Source organism: Hydrogenophaga palleronii (assembly GCF_031457455.1).
In the GTDB taxonomy this organism is placed as follows: domain Bacteria; phylum Pseudomonadota; class Gammaproteobacteria; order Burkholderiales; family Burkholderiaceae_C; genus Hydrogenophaga; species Hydrogenophaga palleronii_A.
In genome coordinates, this window is record NZ_JAVDWU010000009.1 from 209201 (window position 1) to 228097 (window position 18897).

The following is an 18897-nucleotide window of genomic DNA, read 5'->3' on the forward strand; positions in this document are numbered from 1 at the left end:
CGAGGGACGGTGGCGAGGGGGCGGCATCAGCCGAGGTGCGACGACCCCGACTTGCTCTTGCCCTTGTATTCGCTGTTGTTGCCCGCAGGGCGGTCTGCAGCCCTGCCATTGAGCCCGCCTCTGACACTGTTGAGCCCGGCGCTGACACTGTTGAGGCCCCCACTGAGACTGCTGCGCCCTTCGCGGTCGAGGTCCATCAGGCCGCTGAGGCCCATGACTTCCGAATCACGGAAACCCGTGGCCGGGTAGACCTGATCGAACTCGGAGAGTTGGGACTCCAGTTGCTGGCGCCGGCTTTCGCTGGAGTCTTCTTTGTCTTTGGGCAGGGGCTGAGGGAGGGCGGCCAGGTTGAGTTGCTTGCGGAATTCGGCGGGCGAAGGCATGCGGTGCAAGCCGTTCTTCAGGAACACGAATCGCACACCGGCGGTCTTCAGAATGCGGTTCTTGATCTTCACCTGATGGGCCTTGGCCTTCGCGTTGCTCAGGTGGTACTGCTCGATGTCGAAAGCAAAAGTCGGGCGGCCGTCTTCGCCGCAGACCACAAAGTCCACCCGTTGCTTTCTCAGCCGCTCTTCGGCCTTGACGCGGTCTGACGCGCGGCGGATGGAGAGCATGTCCTTGAGCAGCATGTTGGGCAGCACCACCTGGCCAGGGAAGGTGTCGTGCAGGTAGTCGAGCATGTGCACCTGCTCGGTGGTGAGGATGCGCTCAGGCGTGTAGCGGTCGTCGCGGCCAGACGACTTCACCTGGCTGCGGCGCCAGAACCACACCCCGGCGCCCACCAGCACCAGGGCAATCAGCAACCCAATCAACAACGGCAACATGCAACCTCCTGCGACGACCCAATTTAGTGTTGGCGGAATTCTAGGAGGGTGTTACACAACTCGCTCTGCGTCAACACTTTGTTACCCCCTGGGGCGCACAAAACGTGTGATTTAAGGCGAAATAGAAAGCTTTTGTTGACTTCATGGCGGAATGTCGCTCAATGCTGGCGCGCCATGGGCAGGGGTAGGCGGGGATCGAACTTGGCTCGCTTGACGCTGAAGAAGGCCTTGACGTTGCGCACATTCGCCTCCCCGGTGAACAGGCGCTGCGCCAGGGCTAGGTAGGCCGGCATGTCCACCGTGTGCACCACCAGCACGAAGTCAGGGCCCGGGCTCACGCGGTAACACTGCTGCACGGCCGCGTCTGCCACCACTCGCGCTTCAAACCGGTCCAGGTGTTCGCTGCCCTGACGCTCCAGCGTGATTTCCACCAGAGCGGTCAGGCCGTGGCCGGTGTGGGCGGCCAGGCGATCGGGGCTGAGCAGGGCCACTTCGCGCTCGATCAAGCCACTTTCGCGCAGCCGCTTGATGCGCCGCAGGCTGGTGGGCGGTGACAGGTGGGCGAGTTCTGCCAGGGTCTGGTTGCTGCGTGCGGCATCGGTCTGCATCAGGTCGAGCAGCCGCAAGTCGGCCTCATCTATGTCAATTAATTTCATGATTGCGTATTCAGAGAAATAAAAAACTATTCATGCAGTAGTGTGAAATTATCTTTCATATGGCCTCCAAATGACATGCCATATTTCTCTGGCCCATCGCTAGCATCCTGACCATTCAAGTTCAAGGAGTGCAATATGTGCGGCATCGTGGCAGGGGTTTCAGGGCGCGACATCGTGCCTGTGCTGGTTCAGGGTTTGCAGCGGCTGGAGTACCGGGGCTACGACTCCTGCGGTGTGGCGGTACATGCCGGCGGGCTCAAACGCGCACGCAGCACGGCGCGGGTGGCCGAATTGATGCAGCAGGTGCAGAGCGAAGGCATCGCCAGCGGTACAGGCATCGCCCACACCCGCTGGGCCACCCATGGCGCCCCCGCCGTGCACAACGCACATCCCCATTTCAGCCAAGGCCCCGGTGACACCGAAGGTGCAACGGGCCGGGTGGCACTGGTGCACAACGGCATCATCGAAAACCACGACGAACTGCGCGAGAGCTTGCAGGCCAAGGGTTATGTGTTTGAAAGCCAGACCGACACCGAAGTCATCGCCCACCTGATCGACTCGCTGTACGACGGCGACCTGTTCGCCGCCCTGCAGGCGGCCGTGCCCCAGCTGCATGGCGCCTACGCGCTGGCCGTGTTCCATCGCGACGAACCCCATCGGGTGGTGGGTGCACGCGCCGGTTCACCGCTGGTGCTGGGTGTGGGTGTGCTGGACGGGCAAGTGGGCACCGAGCACTTCCTGGCCAGTGACGCCATGGCCCTGGCCGGCGTGACCGACCAGATCGTCTACCTGGAAGAGGGCGACCTGGTGGACCTGCAACTGGGCCGCTACTGGGTAACCAATGCGCAAGGCCGCCCGTATGAGGTCGCGGAGCGTCCCGTGAAAACCGTGCAAGCCCACAGCGGCGCGGCCGAACTGGGCCCCTACCGGCACTACATGCAGAAAGAGATCTTCGAACAACCGCGCGCCATCGGCGACACGCTCGATGGCGTCGTCAGTGTCACCCCCGAGCTGTTTGGCGACGGCGCTTACCGCATCTTCAAGGACATCGACAACGTGCTCATCCTGGCGTGCGGCACCAGCTACTACAGCGGCTGCACTGCCAAGTACTGGCTGGAGAGCATTGCGAAGATTCCCACGCAGGTGGAAGTGGCCAGCGAGTACCGCTACCGCACCAGCGTGCCCAACCCGCGCACGCTGGTGGTCACCATCACCCAGAGCGGCGAAACCGCCGACACGCTGGCCGCACTGCGGCACGCCCAGAGCCTGGGCATGAAGCACACGCTGACCATCTGCAACGTGGCCACCAGCGCCATGGTGCGCGAGTGTGCGCTGGCCTACGTGACGCGCGCGGGGGTGGAGATTGGCGTGGCGTCCACCAAGGCATTCACCACACAGCTGGCCGGCCTGTTCCTGCTCACGCTCACCCTGGCGCAAATGCGCGGCCACCTGAGCGAAGGGGCCGAAGCCGATCACCTCAAGGCCATGCGGCACCTGCCGGTGGCGCTGCAGGGCGTGCTGGCACTGGAACCGCAGATCATCAGCTGGGCCGAAGACTTCGGTCGCATGGACAACGCCCTGTTCCTGGGGCGCGGCCTGCACTACCCCATTGCGCTTGAGGGCGCCCTGAAGCTCAAGGAAATCAGCTACATCCACGCCGAGGCCTACCCTGCTGGCGAACTCAAACATGGCCCCTTGGCCCTGGTCACCAGCGCCATGCCCGTGGTCACGGTGGCACCCAACGACACCCTGCTGGAAAAGCTCAAGAGCAACATGCAGGAAGTGCGCGCCCGTGGCGGCGTACTCTACGTGCTGGCCGATGCCGACACCCGCATCAAGAGCAGCGAAGGCATCCACGTCATCCGCATGCCCGAACACTACGGCGTGCTCTCACCCATCCTGCATGTGGTGCCACTGCAATTGCTGGCGTATCACACGGCGCTGGCCAAGGGCACGGATGTGGACAAGCCCCGGAACCTGGCCAAGAGCGTCACGGTGGAATGAGCGGGAGGGGGCTCGTGGAAAAGTGACCGGGAGGAATAAAGTTGGTCGGGCTGGAATAAAGATGGTCGGGCCTCAACCCAACTTTGTAACAAGAGAGTTGCCAGCCCTGGACGCGCCTTTTCAGGGTGTGCCGTCACGAGACACACCGCCGAAATCCTCAGGGCCAATCCACGGAATGCCCGTAGTGCAGCGATTGGAGGCGGTCGTTGGCTACGGGTGCACTCTTGCTGGCTGGTACCAAGCAGTCGTCCGTCCTCGTAGCACGCGAAGTTTTGAATGTTGGCTGCATGCGGTACAGCGGACATCGGGCTCCCACAACCCGGATGGCGCGGCGCGATCGAACGCTCCTCCATCATATGAACTGGCGGGTTCGACATGTTGCTGTCACTAGGTCATGGGGTACATAGCGGTCATTCAGTTGGCTGAGATTGGCGAGTCATGTCGAGTCAAGCGCGAGCGCGAGCGCCGTAGTTCTCCCACTGTAATCGGCTGGTCCGCCCGGCGATCTCGTCGTGGTGTTTCTGACTTGGTCAAGCTTGCTGAATCTGCTATACCTGCTCACCGGTCCACGAGCGTTAGTCAACTGGTTGATTTCAAACACTTTTCGGCGGTGGGGTGCGACTGTATTTAACGACTGCAGTTGGGGGTATCCGGTGTTTTCCCCTTCACATCAAAGTTTGTTCTATCGACTCCAGCTTCCACCGAATGAGGCACCACAGTGAGTATTAAAATTCAAGCACAAAAGTACAAAGAGTGCATGAAAGAAGCAAAGCGACGAATTGAAGTTGTAGATCAATTAATTTCTCGAAAGATTACAACAGGCATCTTAATCACAGATGTTGAGTTGATGTGTGTACAGATTCGAAAAATACTGGAATTGATTGCACTTTCCTCCCTTGCAGCCAACCAGGTAGAATATCAAAAAATATCCAATAGCTTGGCAAAACTTTGGAATGCCAAAGAAATCGTCAAAAACTTGGAGCCAATAAATCCAAAATACTACCCTGAACCGATTGTCCTACAGGGATGGAATGACGACCCAAATCACACAAGGACTCAGCCAGTAAAAAGTGGATATCTGACGCGAGATGAGTTGCTTGATATCTATTCCCGTTGTGGCGGCTTGCTTCATGCTCAGAATCCATTTGGTAGAAGCAAGGACTTTGTTCAAGCCTGTAAAGTCATCCCAGTTTGGTTAAAGAAGATCAAGTCTCTTTTGGATAAACATATTGTAAACTTGGTCGATAGCGAGACCATGATTATGGTCATACTAAATCTGGGGTTTGAAAATGATGTGTCTGTGGGAGTCTATTGGAAAAGCTCGGCATAGAAATCATTTGTAAACGATTGTATCAAACACAATCAATTCCTGAGCGACAAAAGTATGTCGTCATGTCTCTTGCAAAGGGTGCAAAAACCACGCCAACATACTTTCGCGCCAGAACATGTGCGCTGAACGACCGCTTTTCCGCATGTTGGCCGACAGTGTGAGGTTGGGCCGCCCCAAACAGCCGACCTTCGGCATATTGGTCCTGCTGGTCAATGGGGAATTGTTGCGACCTGCCGGGAAGCCCGGCCCAGGCCTGGAGCTCTTTGCTCCAACGGTGAAACAGTCATTCATCGCTGGAGGTAAGTCCCTGGTGGTTTGTACCTAGCGTAGCGGCTCGCGATAGCTCCTTTGAAAAACTGCTCTGCGAAGGCACTCACGGAGCCAATGTGTCGAAGTTAGCCCTCTCGCCCTCCGATCACGTGTCACCGATCGACCGCCCATTTTTGGGGTTCTTGGTTAACCCTGAAATCAACAATTCCGCCTCAGGAGCTGTTTGTTAGGCATCTTTTGCTTTAACGGCGCAGAGTTCGTTCGCGATGAGTTTGATTCTGGGTTTCAATTGTACGCTGCTCTTCTTCAAGTTTCGCTAGAAGGGCCCTGACTTGCATTGCTGTTTGGGAAACCAATATTTCACGAGAAGTGATTTCTTCGAGCGGTCCATTCAACAACTTGTCCTGGAAAGTCGCGAAGGGGGCAGCTATTTTAAGAAGACGCTCGGCTTCTTGAAGCTTCACCTCGATTTCTTGTTGATATAGCTGCTGCCGGGAGGAACCCAATTGCCCCGCGAATGTGAATAGCGTTTGGTAAGACACTTTCAAGCCCAGTGCTACCCATTTTATTCGATCAACCTCTATTACGATCTCATGAGCAGTAACAGACAGCTGACGAAGCACCAATCTCTTTTCTGCGAGTTGCGCGCTGTCGAATGTAGCCTTTGCATGCGTTGCGGATCTAAATGCTGCAATACAGGCGACACCTCCACCTATGGCACTCAGTAATGCAGCAATCGCTGAAATTATGGCTACAGTATCAGTACTCATTGGATGTTCAAGGTGCGCTTGTGTGCATAACACTAACATAAACCGGAAAATTCAGGATGCCCACAACGACTGCTTTGCGACGCTAAAAAAGATCCCCGCTCCGGGTCGCGAACACCACTTCACCAATGGGTGCGGTCGGCCAGAGGCGGACTTACGATCCCACCACCAAACACGATGAAGTTCATCAAAAAGAGTCGTGTTTAGATGACATGGACCCGTGGCAGCACGGCCTTTAGAGCGGCAGCTAGGTTCGGCGCCCTTACTTCGTCTCGCAGCATCCTGGTCAGCCAAGCTTCAAAGGCAACAACCCGTGTCTGCTTGAGATGGGACGCGGCGAGAGCAAGCAAGCCTTTGTTGTCATAAATCGTCAGCAAGTCAGGTAAGTCGCCATTCGTTGACGCGTCTCGGATTTTGCTGGTCGCCTCGGCCGCAATGTTCGCGACATCTAACTGGGCGGTTTGGGTGGTGTACTCAAAGACTAGGCTGGCCACGTTTTTTGGAGCCGAAAGATCTAGCCTTTTCAGTGCCCGATCAATGCGACGGCGGCAGTATCGCACCACCACGTCCTCAACATGTTCTTGGGACTGCAGCGTGCCAAAAATGGCCGCTTTCAAATTCGACAGCCGCTGCTCAACTTCTGCTTCGTCAAACACCTGGTCAGACGGGCGCTTGAGGCTCAAGACTTTTCGGCGGAACGTGCAGCCCTCGCAATTGAGGTGCTGGATACCCTGGACGAGCTCCGGCTCGACGACGAAAGTGCGGATGCGTTTCGGCTGGAATGGTTGGAGAACTTGACTCAAACCGTCGACACTCCCGTCTTGCATGAGCTTCGCGCCATGGAGCATCTCAAGCAAGCCGGGTTGAGGCTTCCCCGCGAAGCGTGGAAGCCGCGCCTTCCGCATGCGGAAGGCCTACCCTTTCTCAAGCTTCATCGTATTTGTCCCGGCACAGACGATTCAGATCGCCCGCTGCGCCTGCCGATTGGGACGGTTGCATCGCTGCGCGCTTGTGTAGCGACAGCTGTGGCTGCACATCGGGAAGATCGCCTGCAGGCGTGGGACAGCACAGACTGTCTCTCCGTGCTGCGATCGATCGCCATGCTGTCGTCGCTGGAAAGTGAAACCCGTGAGTTGAGGGCCCCACAGAATCGCAAGGATTTCTTTCAAGGCCTGTGCCAAGGACTCTGGTCGGCGGTTTCAGAACAGCTGGCTTCAACGCCAGATGCTGAGGACCACGAAGGGTTCTGGGATGGCAGTCTGCAAAGGTTGGTGGCCTTGCACGTCAGCGGATTGGCCTTCGTCGATCAGACGGTGACCAGTGAAAGAAGCGAAGTCAACCGGGTCTCAGCATCGATCCTTTCTGAACCCGAACCTCCTGCAGGGACAGCAAGGGCTGGCACCCTGCAGGTCGTACGTGGACCCATTCCCACTGCTTCCAACAAAGAGGACGCCGAGACAATTCGGATCTACAAACCGCTGCTGATCCCGCAGCCGGTTGCCTCGATGCCATCGCCCCAAGAAGTCGACGCGGTTCTCGATGCTTTGGCGCAGGAGTTTCCCTGGGCCACCAATGTGGTGAGCGAGTTGGGCAGCATGATGAAGGCCCGCAGCCTGTTCGGTGTCCGAGAACTGTGTCTCTCGCCAGTGTTGATCGTCGGGTATCCGGGATCGGGAAAATCCCGGTTTGTACGACGCCTGGCCGAACATCTGAAACTGCCTTACTTGCCTCTCGCGTTGGGCGGGCGAACGGACAGCAAGTTGCTCTCCGGCACCTCAAGAGGGTGGGCGGGCGGTGAGCCCACGCCGCTGCTGCGCCTCATGCTTCAGCACAAGTCCGCCAGCGGCATGGTGCTTCTGGACGAGATTGACAAAGTTGGGGAAACCAACTCGAACGGCGCCCCTGCCGCGTCATTGTTGCTCGGCTTCCTGGAGCCTGAGACCGCTGCGCGCTGGCATGACGGATTCTTGCAGGCCACCTGCAACTTCACCCGACTGACGTTCTGGGCGACAGCCAATAGCCTCAAATCCATGCCAGCGGCTTTGCTCTCCCGGTTCACGGTCCTCTACATGCCAGAGCCCAGACCTGAGGACATGGCGGTGCTGGTGAAAGGCATTACCGATGACATTGCTCGGGAGTGGCGCTTGCCGCTGGAGGTGCTGCCGCTGCCGCCTCGGTCGATGTACGAAGGTGCTCGGCTGAACGCCCGGGAGCTGCGGCGCATGGTGATGCAGTTCCTGAGCGACTGGGCAACGGAGAACCTGCGCCCAGAGCGCCTTCACTGATCTCAGGCTCGCCACCAAAAAGTCTGGCCCGGTCATGAAGTTACTCATCCTCTCGGATTTGCACTTGGATTTCGCCAAGTTCTCCCCTGTTCACAACAACCGGCGCATTGACGACGGTGTCGACCTGGTGGTCCTGGCCGGCGACATCGCTGAGGGCGACTCGGGAATTCGCTGGGCGCGTGAAACCTTTGTGACCAAGGAGATCGCCTATGTCGCCGGCAACCACGAGTATTACGAGTGGCACCTCGAAAACCACCTGGAGCGCATGAGGTCCACGGCCAAGCGTATGGGCGTTCACTTCCTCGAGCGCGATACCCTGGAGCTGGGTGGCTGCCGCTTTCTCGGTACGACGCTCTGGACAGACTTCGAATTCTTCGGTGCCCACAAGCGAGAGGAAGCCATTGCCGAGGCGGAGCTGTACATGAACGACTACTCAGAGATCCTGACTTCGGTGGACCTGGAAACCGGCGGTAGGCTATCCATGGCTCGAAAGGCCAGGGCAGTCGACACAACTCGATTGCACCAGGAAAGCGTGGCCTGGCTGGACTCCCAGCTCTCGGCCGGTGACCCCTCGAAAACCGTGGTGATCACGCACCACGCGCCGCACAAGAACTCCGTACATCCACGCTATGCCGATGACCTGTTGACTGCGGCCTATGCATCAGACTTATCCCATCTTGTTGGGCGCAATCCGCTGTGGATTCATGGCCACATGCATGACTCGTCGGACTACCAAGTGGACGGGACCCGTGTTGTTTGCAACGCCCGCGGGTACATGCATAAAGATGGCAGCCCCGAGAACAGAATGTTCAATCCCCGCGGCGTGATTGAGGTCTGAGTGTTCGCGAGTCTGGATCGGAACGAGCCAAGGCGGACATTTCAGATGTCGTCCTTGTCCATCTGAAACTGAGATCAAGCCTTCAAGGCAGCGTGAGCTGCATCGTTTCGGACGGCTGGTTCAACGCGACCACCGTTGACAAAAACATCGCCACCTACGATCTCGATCAGGATGGGCCCAAAGCAGCTCTCCCAGATGAATCGTCTATCCTCTACTGAAGAGCTCGGTCGCTCGGCTTGGACGGACGCTCTACGCAACAGAACGTCATGAACCACCGGGGCGTTCATGGTCAGAACCAGGCCCAGATGCGCCGCAACCAAGAGGGCGCGAGCAGCAATCGTGAACGGTAGAGTTGGCGAAATCGGGCTGAGAGCATTGGCATAGGGATCTCCTGCCAATACTGTACATAACATCAGTATTTTGGGCAAGCCTAAGGGGTTGCAACTGACACGGAAGGGTGAGGGCGGAGATTTGCCTCACTTGCCACTCTGGACGCCCCTACTTGCAAGGGTCCTTGGTGGGGAGCACACCATCGTCACGCGCCTTTCTCAAAGAATCGAGCGAGGGGCGCCAAAGATGTACTTTCTCGGGAGTGCCGTCACTCACCGGCAAATGCGTAGCACGCAAGCTCAGCGCCGCTTCCAGGGCTTCATGCTTCACCCACACCCACTGGTTGCGTTCAACATCCTTGCATTGACGCGCTTGGGCAATGGTGGCCGCCTCAATGAATGGCACCTGCAGGACGAAGGTCTGAAATCCGTTCCCCGGAAAGATAGACGGACCAATCAAGCGGGTGGCCACGTCCACAGGCAGTTCAAAGGCGCAGTTGGATTCTTCTCGAAACTCTCTGAGCGCAGTTTGAGCGCCGGTTTCCCCGCTCTCAGCTCGTCCTCCGAGGTGGCCCCAAGCTTGGCGGCGCGGGGCGGGATCAAACGCCAGCAGGTAGAGTGCCGATCCCTTTTCGCAGGTAAAGGCGGCAATGCCTGCAGGAGAGGCGACGGCCCCCATGCAGGTCACGGCAGTCAGCGACAGGACAGCAAACCGAATTGCAGAAGTGATGGTGGTCATGGATCAGCGGGCACGTATGCAGGGGCAGGTCATGAAGGTATTTGATGTCCTCGAAGCTCAGGCGCCTCCAGTTTCACCGGCAAATGAGTCACTTTCGCCTTTCCAGCCAGTGGAGTCGTTCTACCAACGGTCGCCACGCGAGTGACACCATCAATGTTGGGGACTGTGCGCCGGGTTTTGGATGGTGCGGGCACGACCGCTTGGTAGGCTTGGCGCGCCGATGTGATCTTTCATGTTGGCCCTCCTATAGGTCAACGGTGTGACAGCTTTGCGACCTACTTTAGCCCGGCTTGCCGGGTTTTCTTTTGCGTGCTGTTGAGTCACTTTGAGGCTTGGGCCGGCTCAAACAATGGCCTGCCACTGGGACACAGGCTGTTCCACGCGGCTGCCTTGCTTGCAGATGGCGTCTCGCTAAAACTCCTGGCGTGAATATCGCTCAATCATGATTGCCTGAACCGATCGACAAGTTCTTTGGGTTCAGTAGACTGCGACCATGAACCGCCCCGGCGCACCTGGATTCGCCATATGAGCAATAGCGGTCCAAGAGACCAAACACTACTGCCGCTGTGGATGCGCCAAACGTGAAGTCCACTCAGCATGAACCCTAGAAGACGCAGTAATCACACCAAAAATGAGCTCCCTCGCATTCGACCGGGTGAGCAGATGGGCGAGCAGCGATATCAGGAACTCATGGGGAGCCTGAACCACTTCTTCCGAGAAGCTGACCAAGATCCGCAGATCCCTTCGGGCATTGAGAGGCAGCAAGCGATCGAGGAGATCAACGCCATGATGGCTCGGTATGGCCTCACGGTTGAAGACATCTGCAAGTGAGACATGGACACCGTATCGATGAGCCGCCACAAGCGCCTCACGCTCAAGTGGTCTGGCCGCACGAACTTGCGCGTGCGATCGAATGGACGTCGACACACACCGACCCGAGGGTGGGAGATGCAGCGGCCATCATCATGGCCATTGCGAGCGAAGCGCCTTGCCGCAGCCAGGAGCTGGCGCAAAGGCAACGGCTGCCTTCGATTTCATTTCGATGTTCTCCTCATGCCAACGTCTTGCAGACCTGTCCTGGAAGTCGCCCTCATCAAAGATCCAGCACCAGCAACTGCGTTTTCGCGCGTGAGCAGCAAGGTGTAAAGATGTTCCCCGCAGCATGCTCGGTGTCGGTCAGGAAAAAGTCGCGATGGTCCGGGACGCCTTCCAGAATGCGCGTCACGCAGGTGCCGCAGATGCCCTGCTCACACGAGACGGGAAGCTCGATGCCACTCTGCTTGAGGGCCTCGGCCACCGACTGGTCCGCCATGACCGGCACGACCGCCCCCGTCGACACCACCTTCACGCGGAACTCGCCCGTCGGCATCGGCTGCGTGGAGGCAGGCGCCGCGAAATACTCGCGATGCAGGCGATCCTCGCCCCAGCCGGCCCGGCGCGCAGAACCCAAGACCCACTCCATGAAGCCTGCCGGCCCGCAGACATACAGGTGGGTGCCGTGCGTCGCTTCCTCGAGCACACGATCCAGGTCGAGCTTCTGGCCGGCGGCGCCATCGTCGAAGTGAACCGTGGACCATGGCGCCAGCGACGGATGTTGAAGACTCTCCAGGAAGGCCGTTCGATCCAGGGACCGGGTGCAATAGTGCAGCTCGAACGCCGCGTTCGACCTCGCGAGAAACTTCGCCATGCACAGCATGGGCGTGATTCCAATGCCCCCGGCGAGCAAAAGATGATTCGAGGCCCCTTCAAACAGAGGAAAGTGGTTTCGCGGCGCACTGATACGGATCGAATCTCCCACCGCCAGCCCACGCACGGCGAGGGATCCCCCACGCGAACCTGGATCACGCAGCACGCCAATCTGGTAACTATCCAGCCTGGCAGGATCGCTGCACAAGGAGTATTGGCGCACCAACCCGTTGGGCAGATGCACGTCGATATGCGCACCCGGATCGAACGCGGGCAAGGGACGCCCGCGACGATCCACCATGTCCAGGACGCGCACATCTGTCGCCGCCACGATGCTCCGGGCGACGGTGACTTCGAACGCCGACACTTTATTGAGCCGCTTCGTTCTTCACGAGCGATTCGACCTTGCGGCGTGCCTTGACGGTGGCGACGTCCGTTTGAAGGAGCACCGGCTTGAGGGAGAAGAGATCCGTGGTGCCCATCTGTTCCTGGCAGGCGGCGATCATGGGCTCGTCTTCTTCCTCGAACGCCTTGCGGGCAAACTCCATCATGCCGGCATGCGCCTGTTCGTTGTCGATGGCGACATTGCGGGAGATCGCGAAGAAGTAGTGCGTGTGGGTCTCGTCGATCGGCGTCAACAAGTGCAGCAAGGGAAGCACCACGCCAGAGCCATCGGGTTGCCCAGGCGGTGTCATGGTCAGGGACATGGCAAGATTGCTGCTGGGCTCCCAGCGCATGGTGATGCGGAAATCTCCCGTCGGAAGCGGATACATGGGCGCCAGCTGGGGTGTGGGCGGCATGCCAGGAACGAAATAGTTCGAGGTGACGCTGCTCTCGTCCTCTTCGAACTTCACTTGCAGCCCGCCGCCCACCGAGTCTTCGGGCCGTCCACCCACCGTGGTGGGATGAACGAACGGCGCGTGCGTGAGGTCGAGCAGATTGTCCATGACCATCAGGTAATTGGCCTTGACCTTGAGGTCGCCCACGCCCGTCGCGAAGGTCTGGGCATCGGTAACGAACGCCGTGTACTTCGAGTCGAGGACAAGGGAAGGATCTGCCTGGGCCGGCTCCCCCATCCAGATCCACACAATCCCATCGCGCTCGAACAAGGGATATGCCTTCAGCCTCGCCGCCTGCGGGACGTGCCCGTCACCATGCGGGTTGTGAACGCAGGCGCCCGAGGTGTCGAACTGCAGGCCGTGATAGGGACACTCGATGGCATCGCCCTTGACGCACCCTTTGTGCATGGGCGCGAAGCGGTGGGGGCAGCGGTTGCTCAGCGCGACAGGCGCGCCGCTTTCCGAGCGATACAGCACGATCGGCTCACCCATGAACTTCCGATCGATCGGCGAACGCGTGATTGAACTCGACCAACCCGCACAGTACCAGGCATTCTTGACAAATTTCATTTTTCAGAACTCCATGAATATCGAACCACGAGACTGCCGCGCATCGTCCGAGCGTACATTCGGGCCATGCGGCCGGCATCGTTCATTTGAACAATCGCTTTCACTTGCCTAGGCGGCGCGCCGGGCAGCCAAGCCCAGAATGGACCGCGCTTCATCGGGTGTGGCGATGGTCGCGCCGAGCCCCTCCAGCAAGTGGCGCGCCTTGCGCACCTGCTGTGCGTTGCTCTGGGCGAAGACGCCCTTGGAGATATACGCGTTGTCCTCCATGCCCACTCGCACATGGCCGCCAAGCAGCGCGGATTGCATCGCCATCGGGAACTGGTTGCGGCCGATGCCGAAGCCTTGCCATTGCGCTCCGTGCGGGAGCATGTCGCGCATGTAGAGCATCGATTCGGGATCGGCCGGCATGGCGTAGTTCAGGCCCATGACGAAGGAGTAGATGCCCGGCCCCTCCAGCACACCCTTCTTGATCATGTGCCTGGCGAGCACCACGTCGCCAGCGTGAAACAGCTCGAGCTCCGGAACGACCCCGGCGGCCCGGATCAGGTTGGCCATGCGCGTGAGTTGCTGCTCGGTGCTGATCACGATGCCCCCGAAGACCTGTGCCGTGACCAGGTCCAGCGTACAGATCTCGGGCTTCAGCTTGAGCACATGCTCGACGCGCTTCTCCGCGGGCCAGAGATGGGTCTCGGGACCCGGAGAGACGGGCAACAGCGGATCTGCGGGGTAGAAGCCAGAGCCAAGACCCGTCGTCAGGTTGAGGATGACGTCCTTGTTCTGCTCCCGGATCCGGCCGACCGCCTCTTCGTACAACGCCAGTTCGCCGGAGAACTCGCGCGTGCTGGGGTTGCGCACATGCACATGCAGGATGGCCGCGCCCGCGGCCGCAGCTTCCAGGCCGGACTCGGCGATCTCGCGCGGCGTGACCGGCTGGGCAGGGTTCCCGGAGATGGGGCCCGCGCCCGTGAGTGCACAGGTGATGACGATGTTTTCTTGCATGATGAGTTTGAGTAAGGGGATCAGGAATCGGACAGGCGCAGTTCACCGACGAAGACGCTTGCAGCGCCAACCGCTGCGGCGCAGACGGCTTCGCCATGTTCGCTGTGCCGCGCACGGATCTGGTGCTCTCCGCCATGGGGCAAGAGGCCGTCGAACTTGAAGTCGCCGAACGCATCTGAAACGCAAGTGGCCACGACTTCATCGGCGCGCACCAACTCGACTTGCGTCGCAGGAACGACTTCGACGTGGGGGCCGATCCGGGCGGTGATGGTGCCGCCCACGAACACACGATCGACGCGGTCCAGGTTGGCGTAGAACACACGGGGTTTGAGCGCCAGTTCGGGCAGCAGCGTGCGCAAACCACGGCTCGCGACTTCTCGCTGCATCGCGTCGTCGTCGGTCCTTCGCAGCTGTATCGCTCCGGTCGGGCAGACGCCTGCGGAACGCGGAACCTCCCATCCGGCATCCAGAAGGTGTGCGTCGAAGAACCAGGTCTGCGGCAACTGCTGCTCCTCGTTCCAGACCACAGCACCATAGGGGCACGCCGCCACCAGATCCCGGCGGCCACGCGCCAGCACCGGATCGAAGAGCACGACGCCGTCCTGGCGCTTGCGCACCGCACCCTGCCCCGCGGCAACGCACGGCGCGTTGTCGCAGTGAAAGCACATTCGCGGGACGTAGGTGACATCGACCATGTGGCCTTCGCCGCGAACGTGGCGCTCGATGCGCACCACGCCTTCGCCCACCGGCGCGTGGGGGGCGCTGTATCCATCGAAGGTGTTGCCGACGAGTTCGTCTTTGGCCGCGAGCACGCAGTTGTTGCAGTTCTCACACAGCGCGACGTCGATCACCAGATTGAGCTTGGTACCCATGTCACGCGGCCTTTCGTTGAACGGCATGCTCGTTCCAGACCACGACCTCGACCATGCAGGAGTTCGGTGCCATGCTGCTGGTGCTGCGGCTCTGCGAACGCGCGGAGGTCAGGATGTTGAGTGCGCCTCCGATGTCGACGGTTTCACCGTTGATTTCGACCGGCTGGTACTCGGCGCTCGCTTCGAACGACTTCACAACCCCCGGGGCAACCATCGGCGAGACGTCGGCCGCGCAGATGACGGCGCCGCGATCGTTGAAGACTTTCACCAGGTCATGGTGGCGAATGCCCCGGGCGGCGGCATCCTCGCTGTTCAGACGCAAGACCCAGTAGGCGTGGCCGCGCACGCGCACCCGGTGGTCCTGGATGTCGTTGGTGAAGCTGTTCTTGCCGTCCACGTTCGTGTGGAAGCTGTATCGCGAGTGGGTGGCGATCATCTGCAACGGGAACTTCGCTGCCGTGTCAGCCGCGCGTGGCCCTTCCCAGGCGGGGATGTACCGGTTGAGGACGGGTCGCTCCGGGTTGTCCGGGTCCCCTCGCCGGAGCGTCTCCGGCAGAAACTCGAACTTCCCGCTCGGCGTCTGAAGCCCCTTGCCAAATTCGCCAGACCATTGGGATGGAAGGGGTTGCGGCTCCGCGATGTCCTTCACCCGGCCTTCGGCGAACCAGCGGAAGTTCACCGCCGGCTCCAGGCCCGGCTTTTCTGGCGGTACGACAAAATAGCCCTTGCGGCAGAACTCTTTCCACGACACGTGGCGGGCGACGTCGGAGGCGTCGAAGACCCGCTTGACCCAGTCCAGTTCGCTGCAACCCTCCGTGAACATGGCGCCGAGGCCGAGACGCTGGAGAATCAAGCTGAAGATCTCGTAGTCCGACTTGGACTCGCCCAAGGGCTCGATGCATTGGTGCTGCAAGGCGACCACCCGGTGGTTGAGGCCGTTGAAGCCATGCTGCAGATAGCCACCACCGGAACCCCATTCGCCGATGTCGAAGCGCTCGAACTGTGTGCAGGCGGGCAAGATGAGGTCGGCGAACTGGGCTTCCCCCTCCATCCAGATCGACTGGTTGACCACGAACTCGATGCTCTCGTGGCGGTACGCCTCCTCCATTCGTCTGGACTGCGTCAACGTGCTGAAGAACGAGCCGCCGTACTTGTAGATCATGTGGATCGGCGAGTAGCCCGGCGCCGGATACTCGAAGGGCGCAAACTGCAGCTCCGTCGCAAGCCCGTCCCACAAGTACCCGACGGCTTTGCCCTGGAGGATCGCCTCAGGGAACTGCTGCTTGGGAATCAGCTGACGCACGGGATTGACCGTGATGACGTGCGGCATCTTCTGGTAGTTGTTGACCGCGTTTCCGTTCCATTGAAGCTCGCCGGAGATGCCGCCGTCGGCGTAGCCGGGGAAATAGAACTCGTGATCAACGGGCGTGCCCGCCTGCAGGTTCCCCATGTTGATGCCAGGCTTGCCCAGGCCCTGCATGGCCATCATCATGACCATGCAACGCGCCCACTGCGCGCCGGTGGCCCCTCTGCCCGCGCCACCAAAGCCAGACCCCGCGACACCGGCGGCCAGGTAGGTCTTCTTGCCTGCCCATTGCCGCGCAAGTGCCCTGACCACGGCGGCCGGCACGCCGGTTTCGTGCGCTTGCCACTCCGGTGTCTTGGGGACGCCGTCGTCCTTTCCCAGCAGATGGTCCCGCCAGGCGTCGAAGTCGGTGGTGCGCTCATCCACGTAGGCCTTGTCGTAGAGGTCTTCGACGACCCAGACATGCATGATCGCCTGCGCCAGCGCCGGGTCCGTGGTGGGCTTGATGGGAATCCAGCGCCCGCCCAGCAGTTGCGCGGTCGGATTGAAATGCGGATCGATGTGGACGAACTCGATGCCGAGTTCCTTGGCCCAGAGGCGTCGCTGGGTGCCTTCGAAGCCCATGTAGGCCCCGTTCGTGCTTTCCGGGTCGCTGGACCAGAACACGATCATCTCGCATTCCTGAAGGCAGTCCGCCACGGTGCCGTAGTTGCCCGCGATCCCCACACGCTGGCTGTGTCCCCAGTGGTGCATGGCGCCCCAGTACCAGCCTTCCCAACTGTCCGGATTCGCGGCGACGCGCGTGAATCCGATGAGATTGCCGAATCGCAGCAAAGCGCTCAGGTAGTAGCCGACGTTGCCCCACTGGTGGTGCGAGCCGTGCGCGATGGTCATGGCGCCGGGGCCATGGACGCGCTTCTGCCGCTGGATCTCGCCGGCCACCATGTCCAGCGCCTCGTTCCAGCTGATTCGCACATACGCGCTCTTTCCCCGGTTGGCGGGATTGCGCTCGCCATGCGGGTCGAAATCCACGCGTTTCATGGGGTAGAGCACGCGCTTATCCGAATACACCGCGGACTTCATGGCCAGCGCATGTGGCGCCACGGTGGCCTGCCGTCGAGGCGTGAACTGGCGTCCGCGTGCCTGAATCGTCCAGGAGGCCGCATCCTTGTCGTCGAAGTCGATCGGCGTCATGCGCAGGATGCGACCGGCTTTCACGTAGACGAACAAGGGCCCCCCGTTCGTGATCATCGTGTAGCGCGTGCTCGCGTCCTTCTGCGGTGTCCCCATCTGCAACGCAGAGGTCTGGGAGAGGTTCATCAACTGCATGAACCACACGCAGACCGGGTCGGGACCGATCACCATGACCTTGAAGTTCTTGGCCGCGTGAACCACCTCACCCATGTCCGCGTTGGGCTTCATCATGGCCAGCGCCGTGGCGAGGTCCTTGAAGACCATGCGCACCGTCGGTGCACCGTGGATGCCAGGGGCGGAGCGCACCTTCCCGCCGGCAATGATGAAGTGCCTGGCGATGCTTGCGTCCTTCAGTTGGATCTGAACGACGGCGTCGTGTCGACACAGGAACGAGCGGAACGCCGGCCGGGTGGCTGAGGCCCGGTTCAGCATGGGCGCCAGCGCCAGGAGGATGGTTCGAAAGACCAGGTGTTTCATCTGAATGGACCGGTAACGCTGGGGTCAGGCCGGCTCGGCGGTGACCGTGTTCTCGATGTGGCCGAGTCCTTCGATCTCCACCTTGACCACGTCCCCGGGCACAAGGAACTTGCCGAGCGCGATGCCGACGTTGGCCGGCGTGCCGGTGGCGATCAGGTCGCCCGGTTCCAGCGTCATCACCTGGGACAGGTGGTGAATCTGCTTCCAGATGTTGTGGATCATTCCGCCGGTGCTGGCGTCCTGCCGCAGTTCGCCGTTGACCCACAGCCGCATGCGCAGCGCGTGCGGATCGGGCACTTCGTCGGCGGTCGTGATCCATGGCCCCACAGGACCGTGCGAGTCGAATGACTTGCCGAGCGTGAAGGTCTGGCTCTGGAACTGCCAGTCCCGCGCCGTCACGTCGTTCACGACGAAATAGCCGCCCACCACGGAGGGCGCATCCTCCTCGCTCACGTAGCGGCACCGTCTCCCGATCACGACACCCAGCTCGGCTTCGTAGTCCATCTTCTCGGACACGCGGGGTTTGTAGATCGGATCGAAGGGGCCGGTGATGCAGCTCACCTGCTTGTTGAACCACAGCTGGTTCTTGGGTGTCGGAACACCGGCGCGCGCGGCTTCGTCCACGTGGTCCTGGTAGTTCATCCCGATCGCCAGGTATTTCTGGGCATCCGGAACCGGGGCCTCCAGCCGCACGCCTTGGAGGTCATGGCCGCGCGCGTTCGCGCCCTTCAACGCCTCGCTCAGCTGCTTGATCAGATCGGGGCCTGCGGCGAGAACGCCACGAATGGTGTCGGGAGCCGACGGGTCGAGCTCGCTGAGGCTGACGACGCGGCCGCCCTCAACGGCGCCAAGCCGGGTGACGCCATCGATGGTGAAGCGGGCAAGTTTCATGAAAAGGTTTCCTTCCTGCTG

At 60.3% G+C, this 18897-nt stretch carries 16 protein-coding genes; 5 read left to right on the plus strand and 11 right to left on the minus strand.

What is annotated here, in order from left to right; genetic code table 11:
• Positions 1 to 26 precede the first annotated feature (26 nt).
• Both J2W49_RS19775 and J2W49_RS19780 read right to left on the minus strand, forming a co-directional pair.
• Positions 27 to 824: a DUF2726 domain-containing protein gene (locus tag J2W49_RS19775; protein ID WP_310320328.1), complete on the minus strand. Its 798-nt coding sequence runs from the start codon at positions 822 to 824 to the stop codon at positions 27 to 29.
• A 158-nt stretch (positions 825 to 982) separates the two neighbouring features.
• Positions 983 to 1480 carry an Lrp/AsnC family transcriptional regulator gene (locus J2W49_RS19780; protein WP_310320331.1) on the minus strand — a complete coding sequence of 166 codons (498 nt, stop codon included), beginning with the start codon at positions 1478 to 1480 and terminating at the stop codon, positions 983 to 985.
• A 135-nt stretch (positions 1481 to 1615) separates the two neighbouring features.
• Here J2W49_RS19780 and glmS point away from each other — a divergent pair, with 135 nt between their 5' ends.
• Together glmS and J2W49_RS19790 are read left to right on the plus strand one after the other, a co-directional pair.
• Complete coding sequence (gene glmS, locus J2W49_RS19785) at positions 1616 to 3484, plus strand: glutamine--fructose-6-phosphate transaminase (isomerizing) (protein WP_310320333.1); 1869 nt, start codon at positions 1616 to 1618, stop codon at positions 3482 to 3484.
• A gap of 718 nt (positions 3485 to 4202) precedes the next feature.
• Complete coding sequence (locus J2W49_RS19790; protein WP_310320336.1) at positions 4203 to 4814, plus strand: hypothetical protein; 612 nt, start codon at positions 4203 to 4205, stop codon at positions 4812 to 4814.
• A 512-nt stretch (positions 4815 to 5326) separates the two neighbouring features.
• Here the strand turns inward: J2W49_RS19790 and J2W49_RS19795 are convergent.
• Positions 5327 to 5854: a hypothetical protein gene (locus J2W49_RS19795; protein ID WP_310320338.1), complete on the minus strand. Its 528-nt coding sequence runs from the start codon at positions 5852 to 5854 to the stop codon at positions 5327 to 5329.
• Positions 5855 to 6054: 200 nt separating this feature from the next.
• A complete protein-coding gene (locus J2W49_RS19800; RefSeq protein ID WP_310320340.1) occupies positions 6055 to 6534 on the minus strand; it encodes a hypothetical protein in 480 nt (159 codons plus the stop codon).
• A gap of 36 nt (positions 6535 to 6570) precedes the next feature.
• On the opposite strand from J2W49_RS19800, the gene J2W49_RS19805 reads away from it, so the two are divergent.
• Positions 6571 to 8136 carry an AAA family ATPase gene (locus J2W49_RS19805; RefSeq protein ID WP_310320342.1) on the plus strand — a complete coding sequence of 522 codons (1566 nt, stop codon included), beginning with the start codon at positions 6571 to 6573 and terminating at the stop codon, positions 8134 to 8136.
• Positions 8137 to 8170: 34 nt separating this feature from the next.
• Positions 8171 to 8974 (plus strand): metallophosphoesterase, encoded by an 804-nt coding sequence (locus tag J2W49_RS19810; protein WP_310320344.1) that lies wholly within the window; start codon positions 8171 to 8173, stop codon positions 8972 to 8974.
• Positions 8975 to 9472: 498 nt separating this feature from the next.
• Here J2W49_RS19810 and J2W49_RS19815 read toward each other — a convergent pair whose 3' ends face one another.
• Entirely contained in the window at positions 9473 to 10042 is a 570-nt protein-coding gene (locus J2W49_RS19815; protein WP_310320346.1) for an NUDIX hydrolase, read from the minus strand.
• Between the two features lie 597 nt (positions 10043 to 10639).
• Between J2W49_RS19815 and J2W49_RS19820 the strand changes: the two genes are divergently transcribed.
• Positions 10640 to 10873: a hypothetical protein gene (locus J2W49_RS19820; protein ID WP_310320348.1), complete on the plus strand. Its 234-nt coding sequence runs from the start codon at positions 10640 to 10642 to the stop codon at positions 10871 to 10873.
• 262 nt (positions 10874 to 11135) lie between these two features.
• On the opposite strand, the gene J2W49_RS19825 is transcribed toward J2W49_RS19820, so the two are convergent.
• The 6 genes from J2W49_RS19825 to J2W49_RS19850 all read right to left on the minus strand — a co-directional run bounded on the left by J2W49_RS19825 (position 11136) and on the right by J2W49_RS19850 (position 18876).
• Complete coding sequence (locus J2W49_RS19825) at positions 11136 to 12095, minus strand: PDR/VanB family oxidoreductase (RefSeq protein ID WP_310320351.1); 960 nt, start codon at positions 12093 to 12095, stop codon at positions 11136 to 11138.
• A gap of 1 nt (position 12096) precedes the next feature.
• Positions 12097 to 13137: a Rieske 2Fe-2S domain-containing protein gene (locus J2W49_RS19830; protein WP_310320353.1), complete on the minus strand. Its 1041-nt coding sequence runs from the start codon at positions 13135 to 13137 to the stop codon at positions 12097 to 12099.
• A gap of 108 nt (positions 13138 to 13245) precedes the next feature.
• Positions 13246 to 14136, minus strand: a complete 891-nt coding sequence (locus J2W49_RS19835) for a beta-keto acid cleavage family enzyme (RefSeq protein ID WP_310320355.1) — start codon at positions 14134 to 14136, stop codon at positions 13246 to 13248.
• 20 nt (positions 14137 to 14156) lie between these two features.
• Entirely contained in the window at positions 14157 to 15035 is an 879-nt protein-coding gene (locus J2W49_RS19840) for a 4Fe-4S dicluster domain-containing protein (protein ID WP_310320357.1), read from the minus strand.
• Positions 15010 to 17985, minus strand: coding sequence for a molybdopterin-dependent oxidoreductase (locus J2W49_RS19845; protein WP_310320359.1), 2976 nt, complete (start codon positions 17983 to 17985; stop codon positions 15010 to 15012). The genes J2W49_RS19840 and J2W49_RS19845 overlap by 26 nt, the downstream gene beginning before the upstream one ends.
• A 24-nt stretch (positions 17986 to 18009) precedes the next feature.
• Entirely contained in the window at positions 18010 to 18876 is an 867-nt protein-coding gene (locus J2W49_RS19850; RefSeq protein ID WP_310320362.1) for a fumarylacetoacetate hydrolase family protein, read from the minus strand.
• Positions 18877 to 18897: the final 21 nt, after the last annotated feature.